This is a genomic window from Mycobacterium sp. RTGN4 (genome assembly GCF_033804635.1).
Classification (GTDB): Bacteria; Actinomycetota; Actinomycetes; order Mycobacteriales; family Mycobacteriaceae; genus Mycobacterium.
Map to the genome: position 1 here is coordinate 329,085 of NZ_JAPZLB010000003.1, position 20,030 is coordinate 349,114.

Annotated in this window: 19 protein-coding genes; 15 read left to right on the top strand and 4 right to left on the bottom strand. The window is 66.3% G+C overall.

The features are described from left to right. Positions 1 to 166 precede the first annotated feature (166 nt). Positions 167 to 3,463, top strand: coding sequence for an error-prone DNA polymerase (locus tag SLQ30_RS08520; RefSeq protein ID WP_319445816.1), 3,297 nt, complete (start codon positions 167 to 169; stop codon positions 3,461 to 3,463). 219 nt (positions 3,464 to 3,682) lie between these two features. Then, positions 3,683 to 3,907 (top strand): hypothetical protein, encoded by a 225-nt coding sequence (locus SLQ30_RS08525; RefSeq protein WP_319445817.1) that lies wholly within the window; start codon positions 3,683 to 3,685, stop codon positions 3,905 to 3,907. Between the two features lie 72 nt (positions 3,908 to 3,979). On the opposite strand, the gene SLQ30_RS08530 is transcribed toward SLQ30_RS08525, so the two are convergent. After that, positions 3,980 to 4,393 (bottom strand): TIGR03667 family PPOX class F420-dependent oxidoreductase, encoded by a 414-nt coding sequence (locus tag SLQ30_RS08530; RefSeq protein ID WP_319445818.1) that lies wholly within the window; start codon positions 4,391 to 4,393, stop codon positions 3,980 to 3,982. 23 nt (positions 4,394 to 4,416) lie between these two features. Here SLQ30_RS08530 and SLQ30_RS08535 point away from each other — a divergent pair, with 23 nt between their 5' ends. Further along, complete coding sequence (locus tag SLQ30_RS08535; protein ID WP_319445819.1) at positions 4,417 to 5,067, top strand: nitroreductase family protein; 651 nt, start codon at positions 4,417 to 4,419, stop codon at positions 5,065 to 5,067. 1 nt (position 5,068) lies between these two features. Here the strand turns inward: SLQ30_RS08535 and SLQ30_RS08540 are convergent, their stop codons facing one another. Then, positions 5,069 to 5,533 (bottom strand): tRNA (cytidine(34)-2'-O)-methyltransferase, encoded by a 465-nt coding sequence (locus SLQ30_RS08540; RefSeq protein WP_319445820.1) that lies wholly within the window; start codon positions 5,531 to 5,533, stop codon positions 5,069 to 5,071. A 254-nt stretch (positions 5,534 to 5,787) separates the two neighbouring features. Here SLQ30_RS08540 and SLQ30_RS08545 point away from each other — a divergent pair, with 254 nt between their 5' ends. From SLQ30_RS08545 to SLQ30_RS08565, 5 genes are read left to right on the top strand one after another with little or no spacing between them, the layout of a single operon-like run. After that, entirely contained in the window at positions 5,788 to 8,652 is a 2,865-nt protein-coding gene (locus tag SLQ30_RS08545; RefSeq protein WP_319445821.1) for an ATP-binding protein, read from the top strand. Next, a complete protein-coding gene (locus tag SLQ30_RS08550; RefSeq protein ID WP_319445822.1) occupies positions 8,649 to 9,059 on the top strand; it encodes a roadblock/LC7 domain-containing protein in 411 nt (136 codons plus the stop codon). The genes SLQ30_RS08545 and SLQ30_RS08550 overlap by 4 nt, the downstream gene beginning before the upstream one ends. Positions 9,060 to 9,066: 7 nt before the next feature. Continuing rightward, on the top strand, positions 9,067 to 9,456 hold the full coding sequence (locus SLQ30_RS08555) for a DUF742 domain-containing protein (protein ID WP_319445823.1): 390 nt from the start codon (positions 9,067 to 9,069) through the stop codon (positions 9,454 to 9,456). After that, positions 9,437 to 10,015 carry an ATP/GTP-binding protein gene (locus tag SLQ30_RS08560; protein ID WP_319445824.1) on the top strand — a complete coding sequence of 193 codons (579 nt, stop codon included), beginning with the start codon at positions 9,437 to 9,439 and terminating at the stop codon, positions 10,013 to 10,015. The genes SLQ30_RS08555 and SLQ30_RS08560 overlap by 20 nt, the downstream gene beginning before the upstream one ends. Then, positions 10,012 to 10,584: a pentapeptide repeat-containing protein gene (locus SLQ30_RS08565; RefSeq protein WP_319445825.1), complete on the top strand. Its 573-nt coding sequence runs from the start codon at positions 10,012 to 10,014 to the stop codon at positions 10,582 to 10,584. Before SLQ30_RS08560 ends, SLQ30_RS08565 begins: the two co-directional genes overlap by 4 nt. On the opposite strand, the gene SLQ30_RS08570 is transcribed toward SLQ30_RS08565, so the two are convergent. Together SLQ30_RS08570 and SLQ30_RS08575 are read right to left on the bottom strand one after the other, a co-directional pair. After that, positions 10,585 to 13,248 carry an ATP-binding cassette domain-containing protein gene (locus SLQ30_RS08570; protein WP_319445826.1) on the bottom strand — a complete coding sequence of 888 codons (2,664 nt, stop codon included), beginning with the start codon at positions 13,246 to 13,248 and terminating at the stop codon, positions 10,585 to 10,587. A 61-nt stretch (positions 13,249 to 13,309) separates the two neighbouring features. Beyond that, a complete protein-coding gene (locus SLQ30_RS08575; RefSeq protein WP_319445827.1) occupies positions 13,310 to 14,509 on the bottom strand; it encodes an NADH:flavin oxidoreductase in 1,200 nt (399 codons plus the stop codon). 26 nt (positions 14,510 to 14,535) lie between these two features. On the opposite strand from SLQ30_RS08575, the gene SLQ30_RS08580 reads away from it, so the two are divergent. From SLQ30_RS08580 to SLQ30_RS08610, 7 genes are all read left to right on the top strand, one after another. Next, positions 14,536 to 15,390 (top strand): bifunctional methylenetetrahydrofolate dehydrogenase/methenyltetrahydrofolate cyclohydrolase, encoded by an 855-nt coding sequence (locus tag SLQ30_RS08580; RefSeq protein WP_319445828.1) that lies wholly within the window; start codon positions 14,536 to 14,538, stop codon positions 15,388 to 15,390. Further along, positions 15,387 to 15,680 carry a DUF3017 domain-containing protein gene (locus SLQ30_RS08585; protein WP_319445829.1) on the top strand — a complete coding sequence of 98 codons (294 nt, stop codon included), beginning with the start codon at positions 15,387 to 15,389 and terminating at the stop codon, positions 15,678 to 15,680. Before SLQ30_RS08580 ends, SLQ30_RS08585 begins: the two co-directional genes overlap by 4 nt. A gap of 84 nt (positions 15,681 to 15,764) precedes the next feature. Next, positions 15,765 to 16,370, top strand: coding sequence for a TetR/AcrR family transcriptional regulator (locus SLQ30_RS08590; protein WP_319445830.1), 606 nt, complete (start codon positions 15,765 to 15,767; stop codon positions 16,368 to 16,370). 154 nt (positions 16,371 to 16,524) lie between these two features. Continuing rightward, a complete protein-coding gene (locus tag SLQ30_RS08595) occupies positions 16,525 to 17,226 on the top strand; it encodes a hypothetical protein (protein WP_319445831.1) in 702 nt (233 codons plus the stop codon). 266 nt (positions 17,227 to 17,492) lie between these two features. Next, positions 17,493 to 19,025, top strand: a complete 1,533-nt coding sequence (locus tag SLQ30_RS08600; RefSeq protein ID WP_319445832.1) for a MorD protein — start codon at positions 17,493 to 17,495, stop codon at positions 19,023 to 19,025. Next, positions 19,022 to 19,843 (top strand): CbbQ/NirQ/NorQ/GpvN family protein, encoded by an 822-nt coding sequence (locus SLQ30_RS08605; protein ID WP_319445833.1) that lies wholly within the window; start codon positions 19,022 to 19,024, stop codon positions 19,841 to 19,843. Before SLQ30_RS08600 ends, SLQ30_RS08605 begins: the two co-directional genes overlap by 4 nt. Positions 19,844 to 19,859: 16 nt before the next feature. Beyond that, entirely contained in the window at positions 19,860 to 19,988 is a 129-nt protein-coding gene (locus tag SLQ30_RS08610) for a hypothetical protein (protein ID WP_319445834.1), read from the top strand. Positions 19,989 to 20,030 lie beyond the last annotated feature (42 nt).

The window sequence follows — 20,030 nt, forward strand, 5'->3', positions numbered from 1 at the left end:
TCGCAATTCTCATTTCCGCTGGTTGAAGGCTCGGCCAAGGAGTATGCGGCACTACCGGGGGCTTGCCGCAAGCCCCCGGGTGCGCTATAAATTGAAGGTGGAAAGGGGCTTCGGCCCCATTTTTTATGATCTAGTGTTCGAACGCATGTTCGATTAGTCTTGTCGGATGGGTTGGCATAGCGGACCGCCGAGTTGGGGCGAGATGGAGCGCGTGCTCTCCGGCAAGCCGCGGCGGGCGGGTGAGCGGCTGCCCGAGCCGGACGCCGACGGCGGGGACAGTCCGGCCTGGTCGCGCAAGCGCGGTGCCTACGAACCGGTTGGGGAGCGCCGGGGTTCGGTTTCATCGCTGCCGTATGCCGAATTGCACGCGCACTCGGCGTACAGCTTCCTCGACGGGGCCAGCACCCCGGAGGAACTGGTCGAGGAGGCCGCCCGGCTCGACCTGCGCGCCATCGCGCTGACCGACCACGACGGGCTGTACGGGGTGGTGCGGTTCGCCGAGGCCGCCAAGGAGTTGGACGTCGCGACAGTATTCGGAGCCGAACTGTCGCTGGGCAACACGCCGCGCACCGAGCACCCTGATCCGCCAGGGCCGCATCTGCTGGTACTGGCCCGCGGTCCGGAGGGGTATCGACGGTTGTCCCGTCAGATCTCGTCGGCACATCTGGCCGGAGGCGAGAAGGGCAAGCCGCGCTACGACTACGACGCGTTGACCGAGGCCGCCGGAGGGCATTGGCACATCCTGACCGGATGTCGCAAGGGCCATGTGCGGCAAGCGCTTTCAACTGGAGGGCCGGAGGCGGCCGAGGCGGCCCTTGCGGACCTGGTGGACCGCTTCGGCCCCGGCCGGGTCAGTGTCGAGTTGACCCATCACGGCCACCCGCGCGACGACGAGGCCAATGCCGCGCTGGCCGCGCTGGCGCCACGCTTCGGGATTGGTGTCGTCGCGACCACAGCGGCGCACTTCGCCGAACCGTCCCGCGGCAGGTTGGCGATGGCGATGGGCGCCATTCGGGCGCGCAACTCGATGGACGAGGCGGCCGGTTGGCTTGCCCCGCTTGGTGGTTCGCACCTGCGGTCGGGGGAGGAGCTGGCCAGGGTGTTCTCGCACTGTCCAGAAGTGGTGACGGCCGCGGCCGAACTGGGTGAGCAGTGCGCCTTCGGCCTGGCGCTCATCGCCCCACAGCTTCCGCCGTTCGACGTACCACCCGGACACACCGAGGCCAGTTGGCTGCGGCACCTGGTGATGACCGGTGCGCGCAACCGGTACGGCACGCCGGAGCATGCCCCGCGGGCCTACACGCAGCTCGAGCACGAACTGAAGATCATTGGGCAACTGAACTTTCCGGGCTACTTCCTGGTGGTCCATGACATCACCCGGTTCTGCCGGGACAACGGCATCCTGGCCCAGGGCAGGGGATCGGCGGCCAACTCGGCGGTCTGTTACGCGCTTGGCGTCACCCACGTCGACCCGATCTCCAACGAGCTTTTGTTCGAACGGTTCCTGTCGCCGGCCCGTGACGGGCCACCCGACATCGACGTCGACATCGAATCGGACCTGCGGGAGCAGGCGATTCAGTACGTCTACGAGCGCTACGGCCGCGACTACGCTGCGCAGGTCGCCAACGTCATCACCTACCGGGGTCGCAGTGCGGTGCGCGACATGGCTCGCGCGCTCGGCTTCTCGCAGGGGCAACAGGATGCCTGGAGCAAGCAGCTCAGCCGGTGGAACGGACTGGCCGACTCACTCGACGTCGAGGACGTCCCGGAGGCGGTGCTTGACCTGGCGCTGCAGATCAAGAATTTGCCGCGGCACATGGGCATCCACTCCGGGGGCATGGTGATCTGCGACCGGCCCATCGCCGACGTCTGTCCGGTGGAATGGGCGCGGATGGAGAATCGCAGCGTGCTGCAGTGGGACAAGGATGACTGTGCGGCAATCGGTTTGGTGAAGTTCGATCTGCTCGGGCTCGGCATGCTCTCGGCATTGCACTACGCCATCGACCTGATCGCCGAGCACAAGGGCATCGAGGTCGACCTGGCCAAGCTCGACTTGAGTGAGCCCGCGGTCTACGAGATGCTGCAGCGCGCTGACTCGGTCGGAGTGTTCCAGGTGGAGTCGCGTGCTCAGATGGCCACGCTGCCAAGGCTCAAGCCGCGGGTGTTCTACGATCTGGTCGTCGAGGTGGCGCTGATCCGCCCCGGGCCCATCCAGGGCGGATCGGTGCATCCGTTCATCAGGCGCCGCAACGGCGAGGAAGCCGTCACCTATGACCATCCGTCGATGGAGCCAGCGCTACGGAAGACGTTGGGAGTGCCCCTGTTTCAGGAGCAGTTGATGCAGCTGGCCGTCGACTGCGCGGGATTCTCGGGTGCTGAGGCCGATCAATTGCGCCGGGCGATGGGCTCCAAGCGGTCCACCGAGAAGATGCGTCGGCTACGCAGCCGGTTCTACGACGGCATGCGGGCCCGGCACGGCATCACCGGCGCGGTGGCCGACCGGATCTACGAGAAGCTGGAGGCCTTCGCGAACTTTGGCTTCCCGGAAAGTCATTCGCTGTCCTTCGCCTCGCTGGTGTTTTACTCGTCCTGGTTCAAGCTGCATCATCCGGCGGTGTTCTGTGCCGCGTTGTTGCGGGCCCAGCCGATGGGGTTCTACTCGCCGCAGTCGCTGGTGGCCGACGCTCGTCGACACGGCGTGGTGGTCCATGGGCCGGACGTGAACGTCAGCCTCGTGCATGCCACGCTGGAGCACCAAGGACTCGACGTGCGACTGGGGCTGGGCAGTGTCCGGCACATCGGCGACGAGTTGGCCGAGCGAATCGTCGAAGACCGAAAAGTCAATGGGCCGTTCGTGGATCTGCTCGACCTGGCCGGTCGCGTGCAACTGTCCGTACCGCAGACCGAGGCGCTGGCCACCGCGGGGGCACTGGGCTGTTTCGGCACCGCCCGACGGGAGGCACTGTGGGCCGCGGGGGCCGCTGCGAGCCAGCGTTCGGACCGGTTGCCCGGCGTCGGTGCGTCCTCGCACGTTCCGACGCTGCCAGGGATGACCGACTTGGAGTTGGCGGCCGCCGACGTGTGGGCCACCGGCATCTCGCCGGACAGCTATCCCACCCAGTTCCTTCGGGAGCAGCTGGACGAATTGGGCGTCGTGCCCGCCGATCAGTTGTTGTCGGTGCCGGACGGCACGCGGGTGCTGGTCGCAGGCGCGGTGACGCACCGCCAGCGGCCCGCCACGGCGCAGGGCGTGACGTTCATGAACCTCGAGGACGAGACGGGCATGGTCAACGTCATGTGCTCGAAGGGGGTGTGGGCACGGCACCGCAAGCTGGCCCAGACCGCGTCGGCGTTGGTCATCCGCGGCATCGTGCAGAACGCGACGGGTGCGGTCACCGTGGCCGCCGATCGGATGAGCCCCATCGACATGAAGGTGGCCTCGCGCTCGCGCGACTTCCAGTGATTCGCGAGTCCTACACCATGGTTGTTCCAGTGGGTGAATTCACAGATCTGGGGTAGGACTCGCGAAACCGTGTCCCCCAATCGGTGGACACCAGGTTCATCCGGTGTCTGGGCCGGTCACCCGACAGACGTGCGAGCGGATCCGCGACATAGTTGTCTCATCGCCGGAACACACCGGCCGAGAAAACGAAAAGTCAACCCGCACAGAAGGATCGAAGAAATGACCAACACCACCCGCCGGATCGCCCTCCCCATCCTCGCCGCAGGCTTCATCGGCGCTGCCGCCCTCGGCCTGGCCGGAATGGCCAACGCCGCCGCGACGGAACCGTCCGGCCCCGGCTACTCCTACAGCCCCGGCACCTACGCCACCCCGGCCCCCACTCAGCTGCCCGGCTGGCACAACCACCACGGCCCAGCGCACATCGCCAACCTGACTGGGCGCTGAGCCCCACAGACGAGAAGGCTCTCCCCGAACATCCCCGGGGGAGAGCCTTCTTTCATGTCTTCTTGGACCGCGTCAGCCTTCGGTCGGTGTGGTCCACACCTTGTCGACACTGATCTTGATGCGCGTGCTGTAGTTCCCCATCGCCTCGGTGAGCCCAAATTTGTCGGAGAGTTCCGAAAACTTCGCCCAGTACGGCTCGTCCTCGCGGCAGTCCACGCCCTCGGCGTCGACGGTGGCCACGCCGCCGATCACGACGACGTCGCCGCCGTTGCCATTGGAATCCAGGTTCAGGCTCGCCTGCGGGTGACGCCTGATGTGTGCGACCTTGGCGGAGTTCGGCACCGTGTAGATGACCAACGCCGCGCCGTCGAAGTAGAACCAGATCAGCTTCGGTACGGGCTGGCCGGACTTGGCCACGGTGGTGAGCCATCCGTAGTGGTCGGAGGCCAGGCGAGCGGAGACGTCTTGTGTCAGATCGGCAGTCATGGGCTCGAATGTAACCTCCGACTATGACTTCCAAGCCGCTCGACCTCACCATCGACGAACTTCTGACCACCACCCGATCGGTACGCAAGCGGCTCGACCTGGAGAAGCCGGTGCCTCGGGAGGTCGTGATGGAGTGCCTCGAACTGGCGTTGCAAGCGCCGACGGGTTCCAACGCACAGGGCTGGCAGTTCGTCTTCGTCGACGACGCCGAAAAGAAGAAGGCGCTCGCCGACATCTACCGCACGGCGGCGACGCCCTACCTCGATGCGCCGAAGCCGACCTTCGGCGACAGCCGCGACGAGCGCACGCCGTTGGTCATCGACTCCGCGAAGTACCTCAACGACCACCTTGACGAGGTTCCGGTCATGTTGATCCCGTGTCTCGAGGGCAGGCCCGACGGCGCCCCCGCGGGCATGAGCGCCGGATTCTGGGGGTCGCTGTTGCCCGCGGCCTGGAGCTTCATGTTGGCGTTGCGTTCGCGTGGCCTCGGCTCGGCGTGGACAACGCTGCACCTGATCGGCGACGGCGAGAAGCAGGCCGCGGAAGTGCTGGGGATTCCGTTCGACAAGTACTCGCAGGGCGGGCTGTTCCCGATCGCCTACACCAAGGGCACCGACTTCAAGCTGGCCAAGCGCCTGCCCGCCGAGCAGCTCACGCATTGGAACAGCTGGTGAGTTAGACGGCTCCGTTGAACCCTTGCTGACGCCACGCCTCGTACGCCGCCACCGCGGCGGCGTTGGACAGGTTCAGCGACCGTCGGCCTGCGAGCATCGGGATGCGCACCTTCGCCGTGACGTGCGGATCGGCCAACGTCGCCGGATCCAATCCGGTGGGTTCCGGACCGAACATCAGCACGTCACCGGGCACGTAGGAGACGTCGGAGAAGAACGCGTCAGCGTGGGCGGTGAAGGCGAACACCCTGGCTGGCATCAGCGCATCCCAAGCGGCCTCGAGATCGGCGTGGACGGTCACCGACGCCAGGTCGTGGTAGTCCAGGCCGGCCCGCCGCAACTTGGGCTCGGACAGGTCGAAGCCGAGCGGTTCGACCAGATGCAATTCAGCGCCCGTCGCTGCGACCATCCTGATCGCATTGCCGGTGTTGGGCGCGATGCGCGGCGATACGAACATCACACGGAACATTCGACGATGATCTCAGTCGCGCGACAATATTTGCTCGCTTAGCACACGAGTCCGCAACGGCCCGGTCACGAACTCTGTCTGTTCAGTAAGAATTGTGGAAACACGTCCGTATCGCTGTCATACTCGACCAATTGCCAGGCGGGCCCGATCTTCCGTGGCCTGCCGAACCTTGGCAAAAGAGCAGCAGGAAGCCTTATGAACGACGCACGACTTGTGAAATGCGGACCAGCGGGCGCTAGCTCGGCTGGGCCGCTATGACGGCGTTCGGGCAGCAACCTCACGTCGCTGCCGACGCCGAATTCGAGGGCAATCTGGCGCAGCCGATGAAGCGCCCGTCGCGGTTGGCGATGAGCAATTGGCCGGTGCGCTGGAAGGTCTTTGCGATCGTTTTGGTGCCGCTGCTTTTGGCAGGTGTATTTGGTGGCTTGCGCGTCTACTCCGGCTGGACCGACGCCGCCGATCTGAAGCTTGCTGCCGATCGCGCAGGAATGGTGCCAGCGGTCAACGAATACGCCGCCGCGCTGGAAGGCGCCATGCTGGTCAACTCGACCGGCGGCGACCCACAGCAGGCCCTCGCGACGTTCGACGCCAGCAAGCAGAACCTGCAACGGCACCTGGCCGACACCAACGTCCTGCCGGACGTGGCCAAGGGCGTCACCTCGCTGCTCGACGGCGGCCAGGCGTTGTTGGACAAGGTCACGGCCAACGGCATCACGCTGCGCGACCGAATCATCACCTACACGCCGATCCTGCTGACGGCCGAGGACGTGGTCGTCGGCTCGGTTCGCGTCGAGGACGAGCAGATTCGGGCCGAGGCGCAGGGGCTCAGCCGGGCGATGGGTGCCCGCGGGCAGATGATGATGCAGCAGTTGATGGTGAACCTCGGTGCCGAAGAGCCCGAGCCCGAGTTGCGCACCTCGATGGTCACCGTGGCGGGCACCGAGCCGTCGACGCTGTTCGGCATGGCCCAGGTGCTCGGCGTCGGCTCGCCGGAAGCGCAGAAGCTGCAGGCCGAGTTCGTGACGCGCGAGACGATGATGGCCGATCCCACGATTCCGCTGGTCAACAACCCCGAGCTCACGCAGTCGATACAGACCACCAACGCGATCGCGGTCAAGCTCATCGACTCGTTGAAGTCGGCCGTCGCCTCGAACGTTGCGGATCAGGCCGCCGCGAAGCGCTCGGAAGCCATCCGCGACTCCGCCATCGTCGGAGCCGCGCTGCTGACCGCGCTCCTGCTCGTGAGTTTGGCCGCCCGTTCGCTCATACGCCCGCTGCGCAGGCTGCGCGACGGCGCCCTCAAGGTTGCGCACGAAGACCTCGCGCGAGAACTCGAACGCGTGCGCGCAGGTGGCGCGCCCGGTCCCGTGCAGCCGTTGCCCGTCCACAGCAGCGAGGAGATCGGTCAGGTCGCGCATGCGGTCGACGAGCTCCACGAGCAGGCGGTGTTGTTGGCCGGCGAGCAGGTCAACCTGCAGATGCAGGTCGACGACATGTTCGAGACGCTGTCGCGGCGCAACCGTTCGCTGGTGGACCAGCAGCTGACGCTCATCGACGGACTGGAACGCGACGAAGAGGACCCGCAGCGCCTCGAGAGCCTCTTCCGGCTCGATCACCTGGCCGCCAGGATGCGGCGCAACGGCGCCAACCTGATGGTGCTCGCCGGCTCCAAGGTTCCGCGCGAGCAGGTCGACCCAGTGCCCGTCGCCGCGATCATCAACGCTGCGGCATCCGAGGTCGAGGATTACGCGCGCATCGTCACCGCGAGCGTGCCCGACAGCGAGGTGCTCGGCACGGTGGCCGGCGACCTGGTGCACCTGCTGGCCGAGATCTTGGACAACGCGCTGCGGTACTCGCCGCCGATCTCACAGGTCCGGGTCTCGGCAGTGCACACCGGCAACGGCGGGCTGGTCTTCGAGGTCAGCGACATCGGGCTGGGCATGGCGGAGTCCGACCTTCGGGTGGCCAACATCCGGCTGCAGTCCGGCGGCGAGGTCAATCCCTACACCGCACGGCACATGGGGCTGTTCGTGGTCGGTCGGCTGGCGGCTCAGCATGGGCTCATCGTCCGGTTGCGCAGCACCGTTGCGGGCGAACCGAATTCGGGCACCACCGCCGGGATCTTCCTGCCCGCAGCACTTTTGCTCGAGCAGCCGGGTGGTTACCACGACGGTGTTGCGGAGTACTCCGCGCCCGTCGATGCCCACGCGGGCATCGCGACCGCGCTGGCGCTCGACGAGGATCACTCGAACAACGGCGCATACCCCAACAACGGCGCATACCCGATCAGCGACGAATACGCCGAGCACGACGATGGCTACGGGGCTGGCTACGACGCCGAACCCGAGTACCGGAACGGGCACGTCGACATTCCCGTTTCGCTTCTGCCGCAACGTAATCCAGGAGCCAGTGGCATCTCGGGCATTCCGTCGCCGCCGCCAGAGCCCGTCGTCGAACCCGAGTCGGACTGGACGGACGACGACGAGTGGCCAGAAGACTCCATGCCGGCGCAGACGCCGCCAGGGGTATCTGACCCGACGTCGCAGCCTGCGCGTTCCGGCCCGGCCCCCAGCGATACGTCGGCGTTCTTCGCCTCGCGTCAGCAGGTGCCCAGCCAGTACGTCCCACCGAGCAACGGGGTGCCGAGTGAGCCCGCCACGCCGCACGAACCGGCCGCCGCGAGCTTGGATGCGCCCGCTGGTGAGCGGTTGTCCAGCACCGACTCGAACTCCATCTTCGAGAAGATGTTGTCCGAGTGGCTGATCGACGATCCCATCGAGCTCGCCAACAGCACCGACCTCGACTGGCAGACCGTGTGGGATCACGGGTGGTCCGCGGCCGCCGCCGCTGAGGACGCACCCGTCGAAAAACGCACCGAAGACGGGCTGCCGATGCGCGAGCCTGGTGCGCGCCTGGTGCCTGGCGCGGCCGAGGTAGCGTCGAAGGACGGCAACGGCAACGGACGACACCGGAACGGGGATGCGGATGCCAAGCGCGACCCCGCCCCGCAACCGTCACGCGACCCCGACGCGGTGCGCAGCAGCATCAGCGAGCACTTCGGCGGCGTGCACGCGGGCCGCACACGCGCGAAGGAAAGCAGGGAGACAGACCAACAATGACCCGTTCGGCACAACGCGAATCACTCGACTGGCTGGTCTCGAAGTTCGCACGCGAGGTATCCGGGGTGTCGCACGCCATCCTGGTGTCGGCCGACGGCCTGCTGATGGCCGCCAGTGAGCACATGCCGATCGAGCGGGCCGATCAATTGGCGGCGGTGTCATCGGGCATGGCGAGCCTTTCCACGGGCGCCGCGCAACTGTTCGATGGCGGGTACGTGATGCAGTCGATCGTCGAGATGGAACACGGCTATCTGCTGCTGATGCGCGTCGGCGACGGATCCAACCTGGCGACGCTGGCCACCCGGTCCTGTGACATCGGTCAGATCGGTTACGAGATGGCGGTCCTTGTCGAGCAGGTGGGCACCGTCATCCAGTCCGCCCGCCGGCGTGCCCCGCAATCCTCTTGAGTCGCCGATGGACGGTCATCGTGATGCGTGGGAGTCGGGCACATCGAGGGATGAAGCCGCCAGCCTGGTGCGTCCGTACATCTTGACGGCAGGCCGCACTCAACCGCGGGTTCAGCTTGCGCTCGAGGCTCCCATCAGGACATTGGAGTTCGGGCCCGTGCCGCGGTGGCCTGGCAGCGACGTGCGTGCCAAAATTCTTGGGCTGGGCGTGGCGAGTCCCTCGGTCGCAGAGATCGCCGCTCGCCTATCCTTGCCGCTCGGGGTAGCACGCGTTTTGATCGGTGATCTGGTGGCACAGGGTTATCTGCAAGTTCACGACACCCTCCGGGAGTCGTCGAGCACCGACGAACGACGCGAACTCATAGGAAGGACCCTGCGTGGCCTACGGGCACTCTGAGCGGCGCACCGCGTCCACCAAGATCGTCATCTCCGGCGGGTTCGGTGTCGGTAAGACCACCTTCGTCGGGGCGGTCTCGGAGATCATGCCGTTGCGTACCGAGGCCATCGTCACCAAGGCCTCCGAGGGGTATGACGGACTCGAGGCCACTCCGGCGAAGACCACCACGACCGTGGCGATGGACTTCGGGCGCATCACGCTCGCCGAGGACCTGGTGCTCTACCTCTTCGGCACGCCGGGGCAGCGGCGCTTCTGGTTCATGTGGGATGACCTGGTCCGTGGCGCGATCGGCGCGATCATCCTGGTCGACGTGCGCCGCCTGGAGGACAGCTTCGCGGCCGTCGACTTCTTCGAGGCCCGCAGCTTGCCCTTCCTCGTCGCGGTCAATGAATTCGACGGTGGCCCAAAGTATCCGGCGCCCGCCGTGCGAAAGGCGCTCGCGCTTCGCGACGAGATTCCCGTTGTCACGGTTGATGCCCGAGACCGGCATTCTGCGCGAGCCGCGCTGATTGCGGTCACGGAATACGCGTTGCTGAATCTCAGCTCGCTGCCAGGGTGACCGACACCGAATCCGAGGACGGCGCCTGGGTAGACCGGGAGTACACCGGCCACGACTTCCGCGATGAGGATCTGTCCCGGTTGCGCACCGAACGCGTTGTCTTCACCGAATGCGACTTCAGCGGTGTCAACATGTCCGAGTCCGAGCACGTGGGCTCCGCCTTCCGGAATTGCACGTTTCGGCGTACCTCGGTGTTTCACAGCGTGTTTCGGCACTGCAGTCTGCTCGGCTCGGTGTTCACCGAGTGCCGGCTGCGGCCGGTGACCATGGTCGAGGTCGATCTGACGCTGGCCGTGCTCGGCGGCTGCGACCTTCGGAGCGTCGACCTGTCGGACTGCCGACTGCGCGAAGCGAGCCTCGTCGGTGCCGATTTGCGCAAGGCGGTGTTGCGGGGGGCGGACCTACGCGGCGCCAGGACGCAGAACCTCCGGCTGGAGGAGGCCGATCTCCGCGGCGCACGGGTTGACCCGACGTTTTGGACGACGGCGGCGCTGCGCGGGGCGAAGATCGACATCGACCAGGCGCTCTCGTACGCCGCCGCCCAGGGGTTGGACATCCACGGCGGCTAACTAGCCGCCCTTGAGTCGAATCTTCCAGCGCACCAAGGTCAGATAGCCGACGCAGATCGCGCCTTGGAAGGCCATGTTCGACCACCACGTGCCTGCGGTGTGCTTCCAATGCTCGTCTTGCGGCGTCAGTGGACCGGGTACGAGTCTGATGAGATCGATCGTCGATGCCGTCGACGCAAAGCCCCACCGGGCCGGGGTGACCCATGACATCTGGTCGAGCACGATGCGACCGGTTACCGGGATCATGCCGCCCTGGAACACCAGTTGCGACATGATCGCGATCACCAATAGCGGCATGATCTGCTCGTTCGACTTGGCCAGTGCCGAGAGCGCCAAGCCGACCATGGCCGCGCCGATACAACAGGCCGCGACGTCGACGTACAACTCGATGGACCGGTTGGGGATTACCGCGCCGCTGGTGACGGCCCCAGCGCCCCAACCCTTTCCGATGATGTTGATGAAGACGACGACTGCGGACTGCAGCAGCGCGAATCCGGCGAAGACGAAGACCTTGGCCAGCATGTATGCGGTCGTGGACAACCCGACCGCCTGCTCGCGAAGGAAGATCGCCCGCTCGCCGATGAGCGCTCGGATCGTCAGCGCGGTGCCCATGAAGATGGCACCCACGTTGAGCAGCACCAGAATCTGTCCTGGCTCGTTCGGCGCTTCGCCGCCCTTGATCGCGGGGACGGGTACGCCGAAGCCGACGTCTCCAGGCACTGACAGTGACAGTGCGCCCATGATGAACGGCAAGAACGCGAGAAAGATGAAGTAGCCGCGATCCGAAATGATGAGTCGCATCTGGCGGCGAGCAATCGTCGAGAACTGTTTTCGCACGCTGGTGCGGACGGGCGAGCCCAGATCCTGAGGCGCCTGTGTCGCTGGCGGCGGCGGCGGTGGCCCGTGGCGCTCGAGGAAGCGCCGCTTTGCACCGTCGGGGTCGCCCGCGACGCCAGAGAAGATGTCGGCCCAGTTGGTGGTCCCGAGTTCGGCACCGATCTGGCTCGGCGCACCGGAGAACGCCGTCTTGCCGCCAGGCGCCAGCAGGAGCACCTGGTCGCAGACGTCGAGGTAGGTCAGTGAGTGCGTCACGACGAGCACCACGCGGCCGGCGTCGGCCAGCTGGCGCAGCATCGTCATGACCTGGCGGTCCAGCGCGGGGTCGAGACCCGACGTCGGTTCGTCGAGGATGAGCAGCGACGGGCCGGTCAGCAGTTCGAGTGCGACGGACGCGCGTTTGCGCTGACCGCCGGAGAGCCTGTCGACGCGGGTGTCGAGGTGTTTGGTCATCTCGAGTTCTTCGAGCACCTCGTTGACGACCTGTTCGCGGTCGGCCTTGCTGGTGTCGGGGGGCAGCCGGAGTTCGGCGGCGTACATCAGTGCCTGGCGGACGGTGAGCTCGCCGTGCACGACGTCGTCCTGCGGCACCATCCCGATGCGGGAGCGGAGCGAGGCGTACTCGGCGTGGACGTCGTGCCCTTCGAACCACACCGTGCCGGTCGTCGGGTGGGTGTACCCGGCGACCAGTCGGGCGAACGTCGACTTGCCTGCCCCCGACGGTCCGATGATGGCCGTCAGCGTGCCTGGGCGCGCCGCCAGCGAGATGTTGTCCAGCAGCGTCTTGTTGCCCTCGATGGTCCACGTGACGCCGTACACGTCGAGGCCGCCGGTGCGGGTGGCGGCCGCGGACTCGTTGCGCCGGGCCAGCGTGCCGCCGGCGAAGACGAGGTCGATGTTGCCGATCGTGACGACGTCGCCCTCGCGCAGCATCGCCGAGTCGACCCGCTGGCCGTTGACGAACGTGCCGTTGATGCTCTTGTGGTCGCGGATCTCGGTGCCTGAAGGGCCGGGGATCAGCGTCGCGTGGTGCCGTGAGGCGAGTACGTCGGGGATGACGATGTCGTTGTCGGTGGCGCGGCCGATCTTGACTCCACCGGCCGGGATCTCCGCCCGGCCCGGCCGCAAGATCTTGAGCATGCTGGTCGCGAGATTGCCCTGGTTGGGCTCGGCTGCGCGCGGCACGGCCGCCGGACCCATCTGGGTGGCCGCGGGTGACGCCGCCGGATATCCGCCCGAGGTGGCCGGAGGGTGATACGCCGCGGGTCCACTCGGCGGCGGGTAACCCTGGGGGCCGCTTGGTGCGTAGCCCTGGGGCCCGCTCGGATGAGGCTGCGGCCCGCTCGGTCCCGTCGGGTAGCGCGGCTGCTGGGCCGACGGGTACACCGGCTGATTGTGGGACTGCGGCGGTGGTGCCTGCGGGTAGGCCGGCGGTGGTGGTGCCGTGGGAAATGATGCGCTGGGCCGCTGGGCGATTGGCACCGATGCAGTCGGCGGCGGTGTGCCTGCCGACCCTTGGTGGCGCCCGACCTCGAACGTCAGCCGCGGACCGTCGGGATTGCCGATGTTCAGGCCGAGCCCATCGGTGATGTCAACCGTCGGGACGCGCTGATTGTGGACATACATGCCGTTGAGGCTGCCGTTGTCGACGGCCATCCAACGACCCTGATCGAAGCGCAGCATCAGGTGTGCTCGGGAGATCAATGGGTGGGCGACGCGGACGTCGGCGCGCAGATCGCGCCCAACTACTACGTCGTTGCCGGGGGCGAAGGTGCGGGCAGACCCGTCGTACTGGACGGTCAGCGCGGGCGGGGCGGGGCGCGTCATCGAAACTGACTCTATCGGGTTGGGTGGCGCCCGTGCCGGTAGTACGGGCCGTTGGCACGCATCAGCCGGGGGAACCGGTGACCACGCAGTGGGTGTGGCTGTAGATGGTGGGCATGCACTTGTTGCAGTGCGTGCACGCCGAACGCACTGAGTGCGCGTCGCCGTCGGCCTTGATGCGGTTGATCAGATCGGGCTCGGCGAGCAGCGCCCGACCCATCGCAACGAAGTCGAAGCCCTCCGCCATCGCGAGGTCCATCGTGTCGCGATTCGTGATGCCGCCCAACAAGATCAGCGGCAACTTGAGTTCGGCGCGGAACTGCTTGGCCTGATCCATCAGATACGCCTCGCGATAGGGATACTCGCGCAGGAACTTCTTGCCCGTCATCCGGATGCCCCACCGGAGCGGGGGCTTGAACGCGCCCGCGAACTCCTTGATCGGGGCGTCGCCGTGGAACAGGTACATCGGGTTGACCAGAGAGCTGCCTGCGGTGAGCTCGAGCGCGTCCAGGCCGCCGTCCTCCTCCAGCCACTTGGCCGTCTGCAGGGCTTCCTTCAGTGGGATGCCGCCGCGCACGCCGTCGGACATGGTGAGTTTCGCTGTCACCGCGATCTGATCGTTGACGGCCTCGCGCACCGCCATCACCGTGCGGCGCGCGACCTTGGCCCGATTCTCCAGCGAGCCGCCGAACTCATCGGTGCGACGGTTGATCAGCGGGCTCAGGAATGAGCTGGCGAAGTAGTTGTGGCCGAGATGAACCTCGACCGCGTCGAAGCCAGACTCGATCGCCAGGCGCGCGGCGTTGGCATGCGCGGCGACGATGTCGTCGATGTCGTCGCGAGTGGCCTTCTTGGCGAACCGCATGGACATCGGGTTGAAGAACCGCACCGGCGCATACGCCGTCGCCTTCGTCGTGCGGGCATTGGCCACGGGCCCGGCATGGCCGATCTGCGCGCTGACGGCAGCGCCCTCGGCGTGGATGGCTGCCGTGAGCTTCTGCAGCCCGGGGATGGCCTCGGGACGCCACCAAATCACGTTGCCCTCGGTGCGTCCCCCTTTTGTAACCGCCAGGTAGGCGACGGTCGTCATGCCGACACCGCCCGCTGCGGGGAGCCGGTGGTAGGTGATCAGGTCGTCCGTGACGAGCGCGTTCGGGCTCGAGGCTTCGAACGTCGCCGACTTGATGATGCGGTTGCGCAGTTTCACCGGACCCAGCTGAGCTGGGCTGAAGACATCGGTGAACACTTTGGGCTGAGTGTCCATAGGGGGAGCCTGCCACAATGGCTGTCGTGGGAGCGATCACTTTGGACGGCAAGGCCACGCGCGACGAGATCTTCGTCGACCTCAAGGAGCGCGTCGCGAAGTTGATCGCCGCAGGGCGGACGCCCGGCCTTGGCACGGTGCTGGTGGGCGACGACCCTGGATCGCAGGCCTACGTGCGGGGCAAGCACGCCGACTGCGCGAAGGTCGGCATCAACTCGATCCGCCGCGACCTGCCCGCCGACATCAGCCAGGCGCAGCTCAACGACACCATCGACGAGCTCAACGCGAATCCAGAGTGCACCGGTTACATCGTGCAGCTGCCACTGTCGAAGCATCTCGACGAGAACGCCGCGCTGGAGCGCGTCGACCCGGCCAAGGACGCCGACGGTCTACATCCGACCAACCTCGGGCGCCTGGTGCTCAACGAGCCCGCGCCGCTGCCGTGTACGCCGCGCGGCATCGTGCACCTGCTGCGCAGGTTCGAGGTGGAGATCGCGGGCGCACACGTGGTGGTGATCGGGCGCGGCGTGACGGTGGGCCGGCCCCTCGGGCTGCTGCTCACCCGCCGCTCGGAGAATGCCACGGTGACGTTGTGCCACACCGGAACCCGGAACTTGCCCGAGTTGGCGCGCCAAGCCGACATCATCGTCGCGGCAGTGGGGGTGCCCCACATGGTGACGCCCGACATGGTGAAGCGAGGGGCCGCGGTGGTCGACGTCGGCGTGAGCCGCGACGCTGACGGAAAGCTCGTCGGCGACGTGCACCCCGGCGTGTGGGACGTCGCAGGCCACGTGTCTCCGAACCCCGGCGGCGTCGGACCGTTGACGAGGGCGTTCCTGTTGACCAACGTGGTCGAGCTCGACGAGGCGAAACTCGCGTGACGCCAAGAGAATTCGCGCACAAGGTGTTCAAGGGCCAGTGGCCGATCCTGGCGGTGGGTGTGGTGCTCCTCATGGCGTTCGGATTGGTGGTGGCGGGCTACTGGCGCCGCGGGGCGCTGGTGATGGCCATCGGTGTGGGGATCGCCGCGGCGATGCGGCTGACCCTGGCCGACGATCGCGCCGGCTTGCTGGTGGTCCGGTCCAGGACCATCGACTTCGCCACCACCGCTTCGGTCAGCGCGGCCATGCTCTACATCGCGTGGACCATCGACCCGCTGGGCACCAGCTAACGCCGCAGAAACCACCAGGGCGATATTGTCGTGGAACGGGCAGGCGTTGCTCGATGAGTCGAGTCAGTGTGAGGCGGAGCGGACATGGCGGTGGCCAAAGCGCCATCAGCGCGCGAGGCGAAGCGCTTGCAAACCCGAGCGCGGCTGATGGGTGCGGCCATCTCCGAGTTCAAGCGATCGGGCATGGCAGAGGCCGACGTGGGGTCGATCGTGGCCGCCGCCGGGGTCGCACACGGCACCTTCTTCTTCCATTTCCCCACCAAGGAACACGTCCTGCTCGAGTTGGAACGACGCGAAGAAGACCGGATCGCTAAACAATTCGGCCAGTTCCTCGAGTCGAACGACGAGCTCGCCGCGGCCTTGGACGAATCCGTCCGGCTAGTCCTGGACTTGGAGCGTCGACTCGGCGAGATACTGTTCAAAGACTTTCTGGCACTGCACTTTTCGCAGACGCGCCCCGCCGCCGAAGGCGGCCAGGACCACTCGCTGATCGTGCTCCTCGCGACGCGTATCGAGCACGCCAGGCAAAGCGGAGACCTCGATCCCGAGCTCAACTCGATGAGCAGCGCGGTCATCTTTCTGCTGGGGCTCTATGCGCTGGCGATCACCACGAACGACCCGGCGCGAAGCGACTTGATCACCGACCACGTCAAGCGAACGCTGCGCAGCATGGCGGTGCCCGGGCGGTAGGCGGGGCGGGCCGCTCGGCGGCTGTCGATCGGTGCGGGCGGCGGGTCCGGGTAGTGCTTGTCGATGCACTTCTTGGATGACTATAGTCAGCCAACGAGTCGTTCGGCGGGCGTCGTGGGAAGCCGCGACTGCGCCGACCCCGCCAGGAGGAGCCATGAACTTGCCGACGCGCAACCTCGGTCGCGACGGACTATCGCTCGACGAGCACATGGAGGTATCGCAGGCCGCACAACGTCAGGCCGATAAGTGGCTAATCTCCGGCAGCTTGCTCATTGGCACTGCGGCCCTTGGCATCTTCGGCCTACCGCTGTTCTTGCGCGGGGTCTGGCTGTTGCGGCGCGCTCAACGCAACGGGCTCTCGGTCCGGCCGATGATCGTGACTCTGATCGGCTACCTCGTCATCATCGACGCTGCCATCAACACCGTTGGGTGGGCGCTCGATCTGGTGGGAAACCACACCCTGCTGGCGCGCGTGCTGCTGAACGGGTGGGGCAACATGTTCGACGCCGGCTACTTCTGGCATTTCAACGAACTGTGGATCGGCGGCGCGGCAGGTCCTGGCGAGAAGGCCTACGAAGTGGGACTGATCCTCACGGTGTTCACCATGCGAATCGCTGCGGCGATAGGGTTTCTGCAGATGAAGCGGTGGGGCCAGCAGTGGATGATCGTCACCTGCTGGATGGGCGTGGTGATCTGGACCGCATACGTATTCAACATGACGATGTTCGCCGACGTCCGGTTCGCGGGCGTGGTCTTTCCGGTTGTCGGTTGGTGGCTCTATGACATCTTCTACATCACGCCCTTCCTTGCGATTCCGTATCTCCATACGGTCAATCGAGAACTGTTCTCCGACTGAGTGATTGGTGATCAGCGCAGAATGTTCATTGACTCCAGTCAGTCAATCCGTTACAAAGGACTGACCATGACGCCACAGGTGAAGGCACCCCGAACTCCGTCAGGTCCCGTCAACGAAGAGGTCAGGCAATGGATTACATCTGGGAGATCCTGCGGTACGTCGCCGCGTGGGGCGGCACCGGGCTCATCATCTGGTTCTGGTACTGGATGTTTTCCAACATCGGCACCTTCTGATCGACACGACGGCGCGTCGGACGGGCACCCGTGATGGCTGACCTCACCGAGGCGACCGCCCTTGCAGTCGAGCGCAGCTGCTCGCTGGCGGCTGTCGCGCTCAGCGCAGAGCGTCGCGAGGGCGTGCGCCTGGTGACCGGTCAACGCCGCGGGTTCAGCCTGAACTCGACAGGCTCGTTCGTCTACGTCCCCTATCCGCTCCCACAACGTGACTGGACGCGGCGAACGTTGACATGTGGCATCGCACTCCAGTGTTCGCCGTCGAAGGACCGACTGGCCGAATATCGATTGAACGAACTCACTGGTCGTGAACTCCAAGCGCTCACGATGGTGGAAGCGACCGTCGCGCTGGGATGGACAGCCGCGAAGTGGCCAGGCCTGATGCCCGAGTTCGGCAGGGTGGTGCCCGACCTCGAGGTCGCGGACGGCGACGTGGACGCCACCGCGATGATCAACCGGGCGATCGAACTTGCCCAGACGCGCGAGGCGCTCATCGAGCACCCACTGCTGGGCCGATTGGCTGCGGCCCACACCGCGCCCGTCGGGTTGGCGGACAAACTGCGCCAACAGTTCGGCAGGATGCCATGGACAACCACGCAGAAGCGGATGCCGCGGCCGTACTCGGTTCCGGTCGGCGGCGACGGCGGGGTGCGCAACCCAAACCTTCCTCCGCCAAGCAGGCCGGAGGACAACGACTTCGACGTGACACCGGACCACCGGCCCGGTATTCCGTACCCGGAGTGGAACGCGTGGACGAAGCGCTTCCTGCCCGACCACGTCGCCGTGCTCGAGCGGGCCAGGGACGCCCGCGTCGGCGACGCGGTGACCACGTCGGCCGAGCTCCGAAAGTGGTTCGAGGAGCCCACTCACCGCGCGATGACCACCCGCCAGGAGGACGGCTCCGATCTCGACGTCGACCAGTACGTGCGCCATCACCTCGACGTGAGGACGGGGGAGGCGGCCGAACCACGGGTGTTCCGCAACCTGCTACCGAGTAGTCGTGACGTCAGCACGGCGCTGCTGCTCGACGGAAGCTCGTCGTTGGGGGTCCACGGGGGTCGGGTCTTCAAGCTCGAACTGGCCTGCGCCGACGCGCTGTCCCGGGCGATGACGCACGCCAGGGAGCGGCACGGCATCTTCGTCTTCACCGGCAATACACGGCACCGCGTTGAAGTGCGCTGCCTCAAGGACTTTCGCGACAGACGGTTCGTGCCGCCGAGTGGGCTTGGCCTTGCGACCGGCGGGTACACCCGACTTGGTGCGCCCATCCGTCACCTGACCAGCCGGCTGCTGGCGCAGCCGTCAGAGCGGCGATTGCTAATCGTCATCGGCGACGGCTTGATCTCCGACGAGGGTTACGAGGGCCGTTACGCGTGGGCCGATGCCGCTCATGCCGTCGAGGAAGCCAACGACGCCGGGGTATCGCTGTACTACGTCGGCGTGGGTCCGACCCGGGTCGACCCATTGCCGGAGGTCTTCGGACCCCGCCGGTCCCAACGCATTCGACGCGTGGAGGACCTTCCCCGCGTACTGGCCCACGTCCACCGTGAGTTGGTGGACGCATGACGGGAACGACACCGACGATGGACACCTACTATTCCAACGGCAACGAAGTCCGGCTCTTCGAGCAATCCTTCGGCCGCAAGCTGCCCGTAATGCTCACCGGCCCAACGGGATGCGGTAAGACCCGATTCGTCGAGCACATGGGTGCGCTGCTAGGCAGGCCCGTCGTCACCATCAGCTGCCACGACGACCTGACGAGTTCGGATCTCGTCGGACGCTTCATGGTGACTGGTGGTGACGTCGTTTGGGTCGACGGCCCGCTGACCAAGGCCGTCAAGGCCGGCGCGATCTGCTATCTCGACGAGGTCGTGGAGGCCCGTCACGACTCGCTCGCGGTTCTGCATTCGCTCACCGACCACCGCCGCACGCTGTACCTCGATCGAGCAGATGAAGTCGTGCGGGCGCCAACGGAATTCATGCTGGTGTGTTCGTACAACCCGGCCTACCGCAGCTCACTGAAGGAGCTCAAGCCGTCGTTCCGGCAGCGGTTCGTTACGCTGCCGATGCGTTATCTGCCGCCCGACCGCGAGGCCGAGGTGATCGTCGCCGAGTCCGGAGTGGAGCTGGCCGTGGCCCGGCGACTGGTGCGCTGTGCCGTCGCCGTTCGCACGGCGGACGAAGCCTTCCACTTCGAGCCGCCGTCCACTCGCGTGCTGGTCACGTCCGCCCAGCTGATCGCCGCGGGCGCAAGCGAACTCGAAGCCGCCGACGCGTGCATCCTCGCGCCACTGAGCACCGACGGGGCGATCTCGGACGGCCTCCGCGAAGTCGCGGCGGCCAGCCTGCTCGTCTCTGACCATCCGAACGCGCCAGCCCACTAGGAAGGAGCCATTCGACGTGGATCAGAAGGAGAAGAAGCGCAAGCGGGCCTTGATCGTCTTCCAGATCGCCATCTACGGCTATCTGTTGACGATGTTCGGTATCCAGCTGTACATGTCGTTCGCGCGAGGCTGGTGGGACTTGTGAAGCGGCCTGTGCTGGGCCGCTATTCGGCTGACGGAAGTGGGG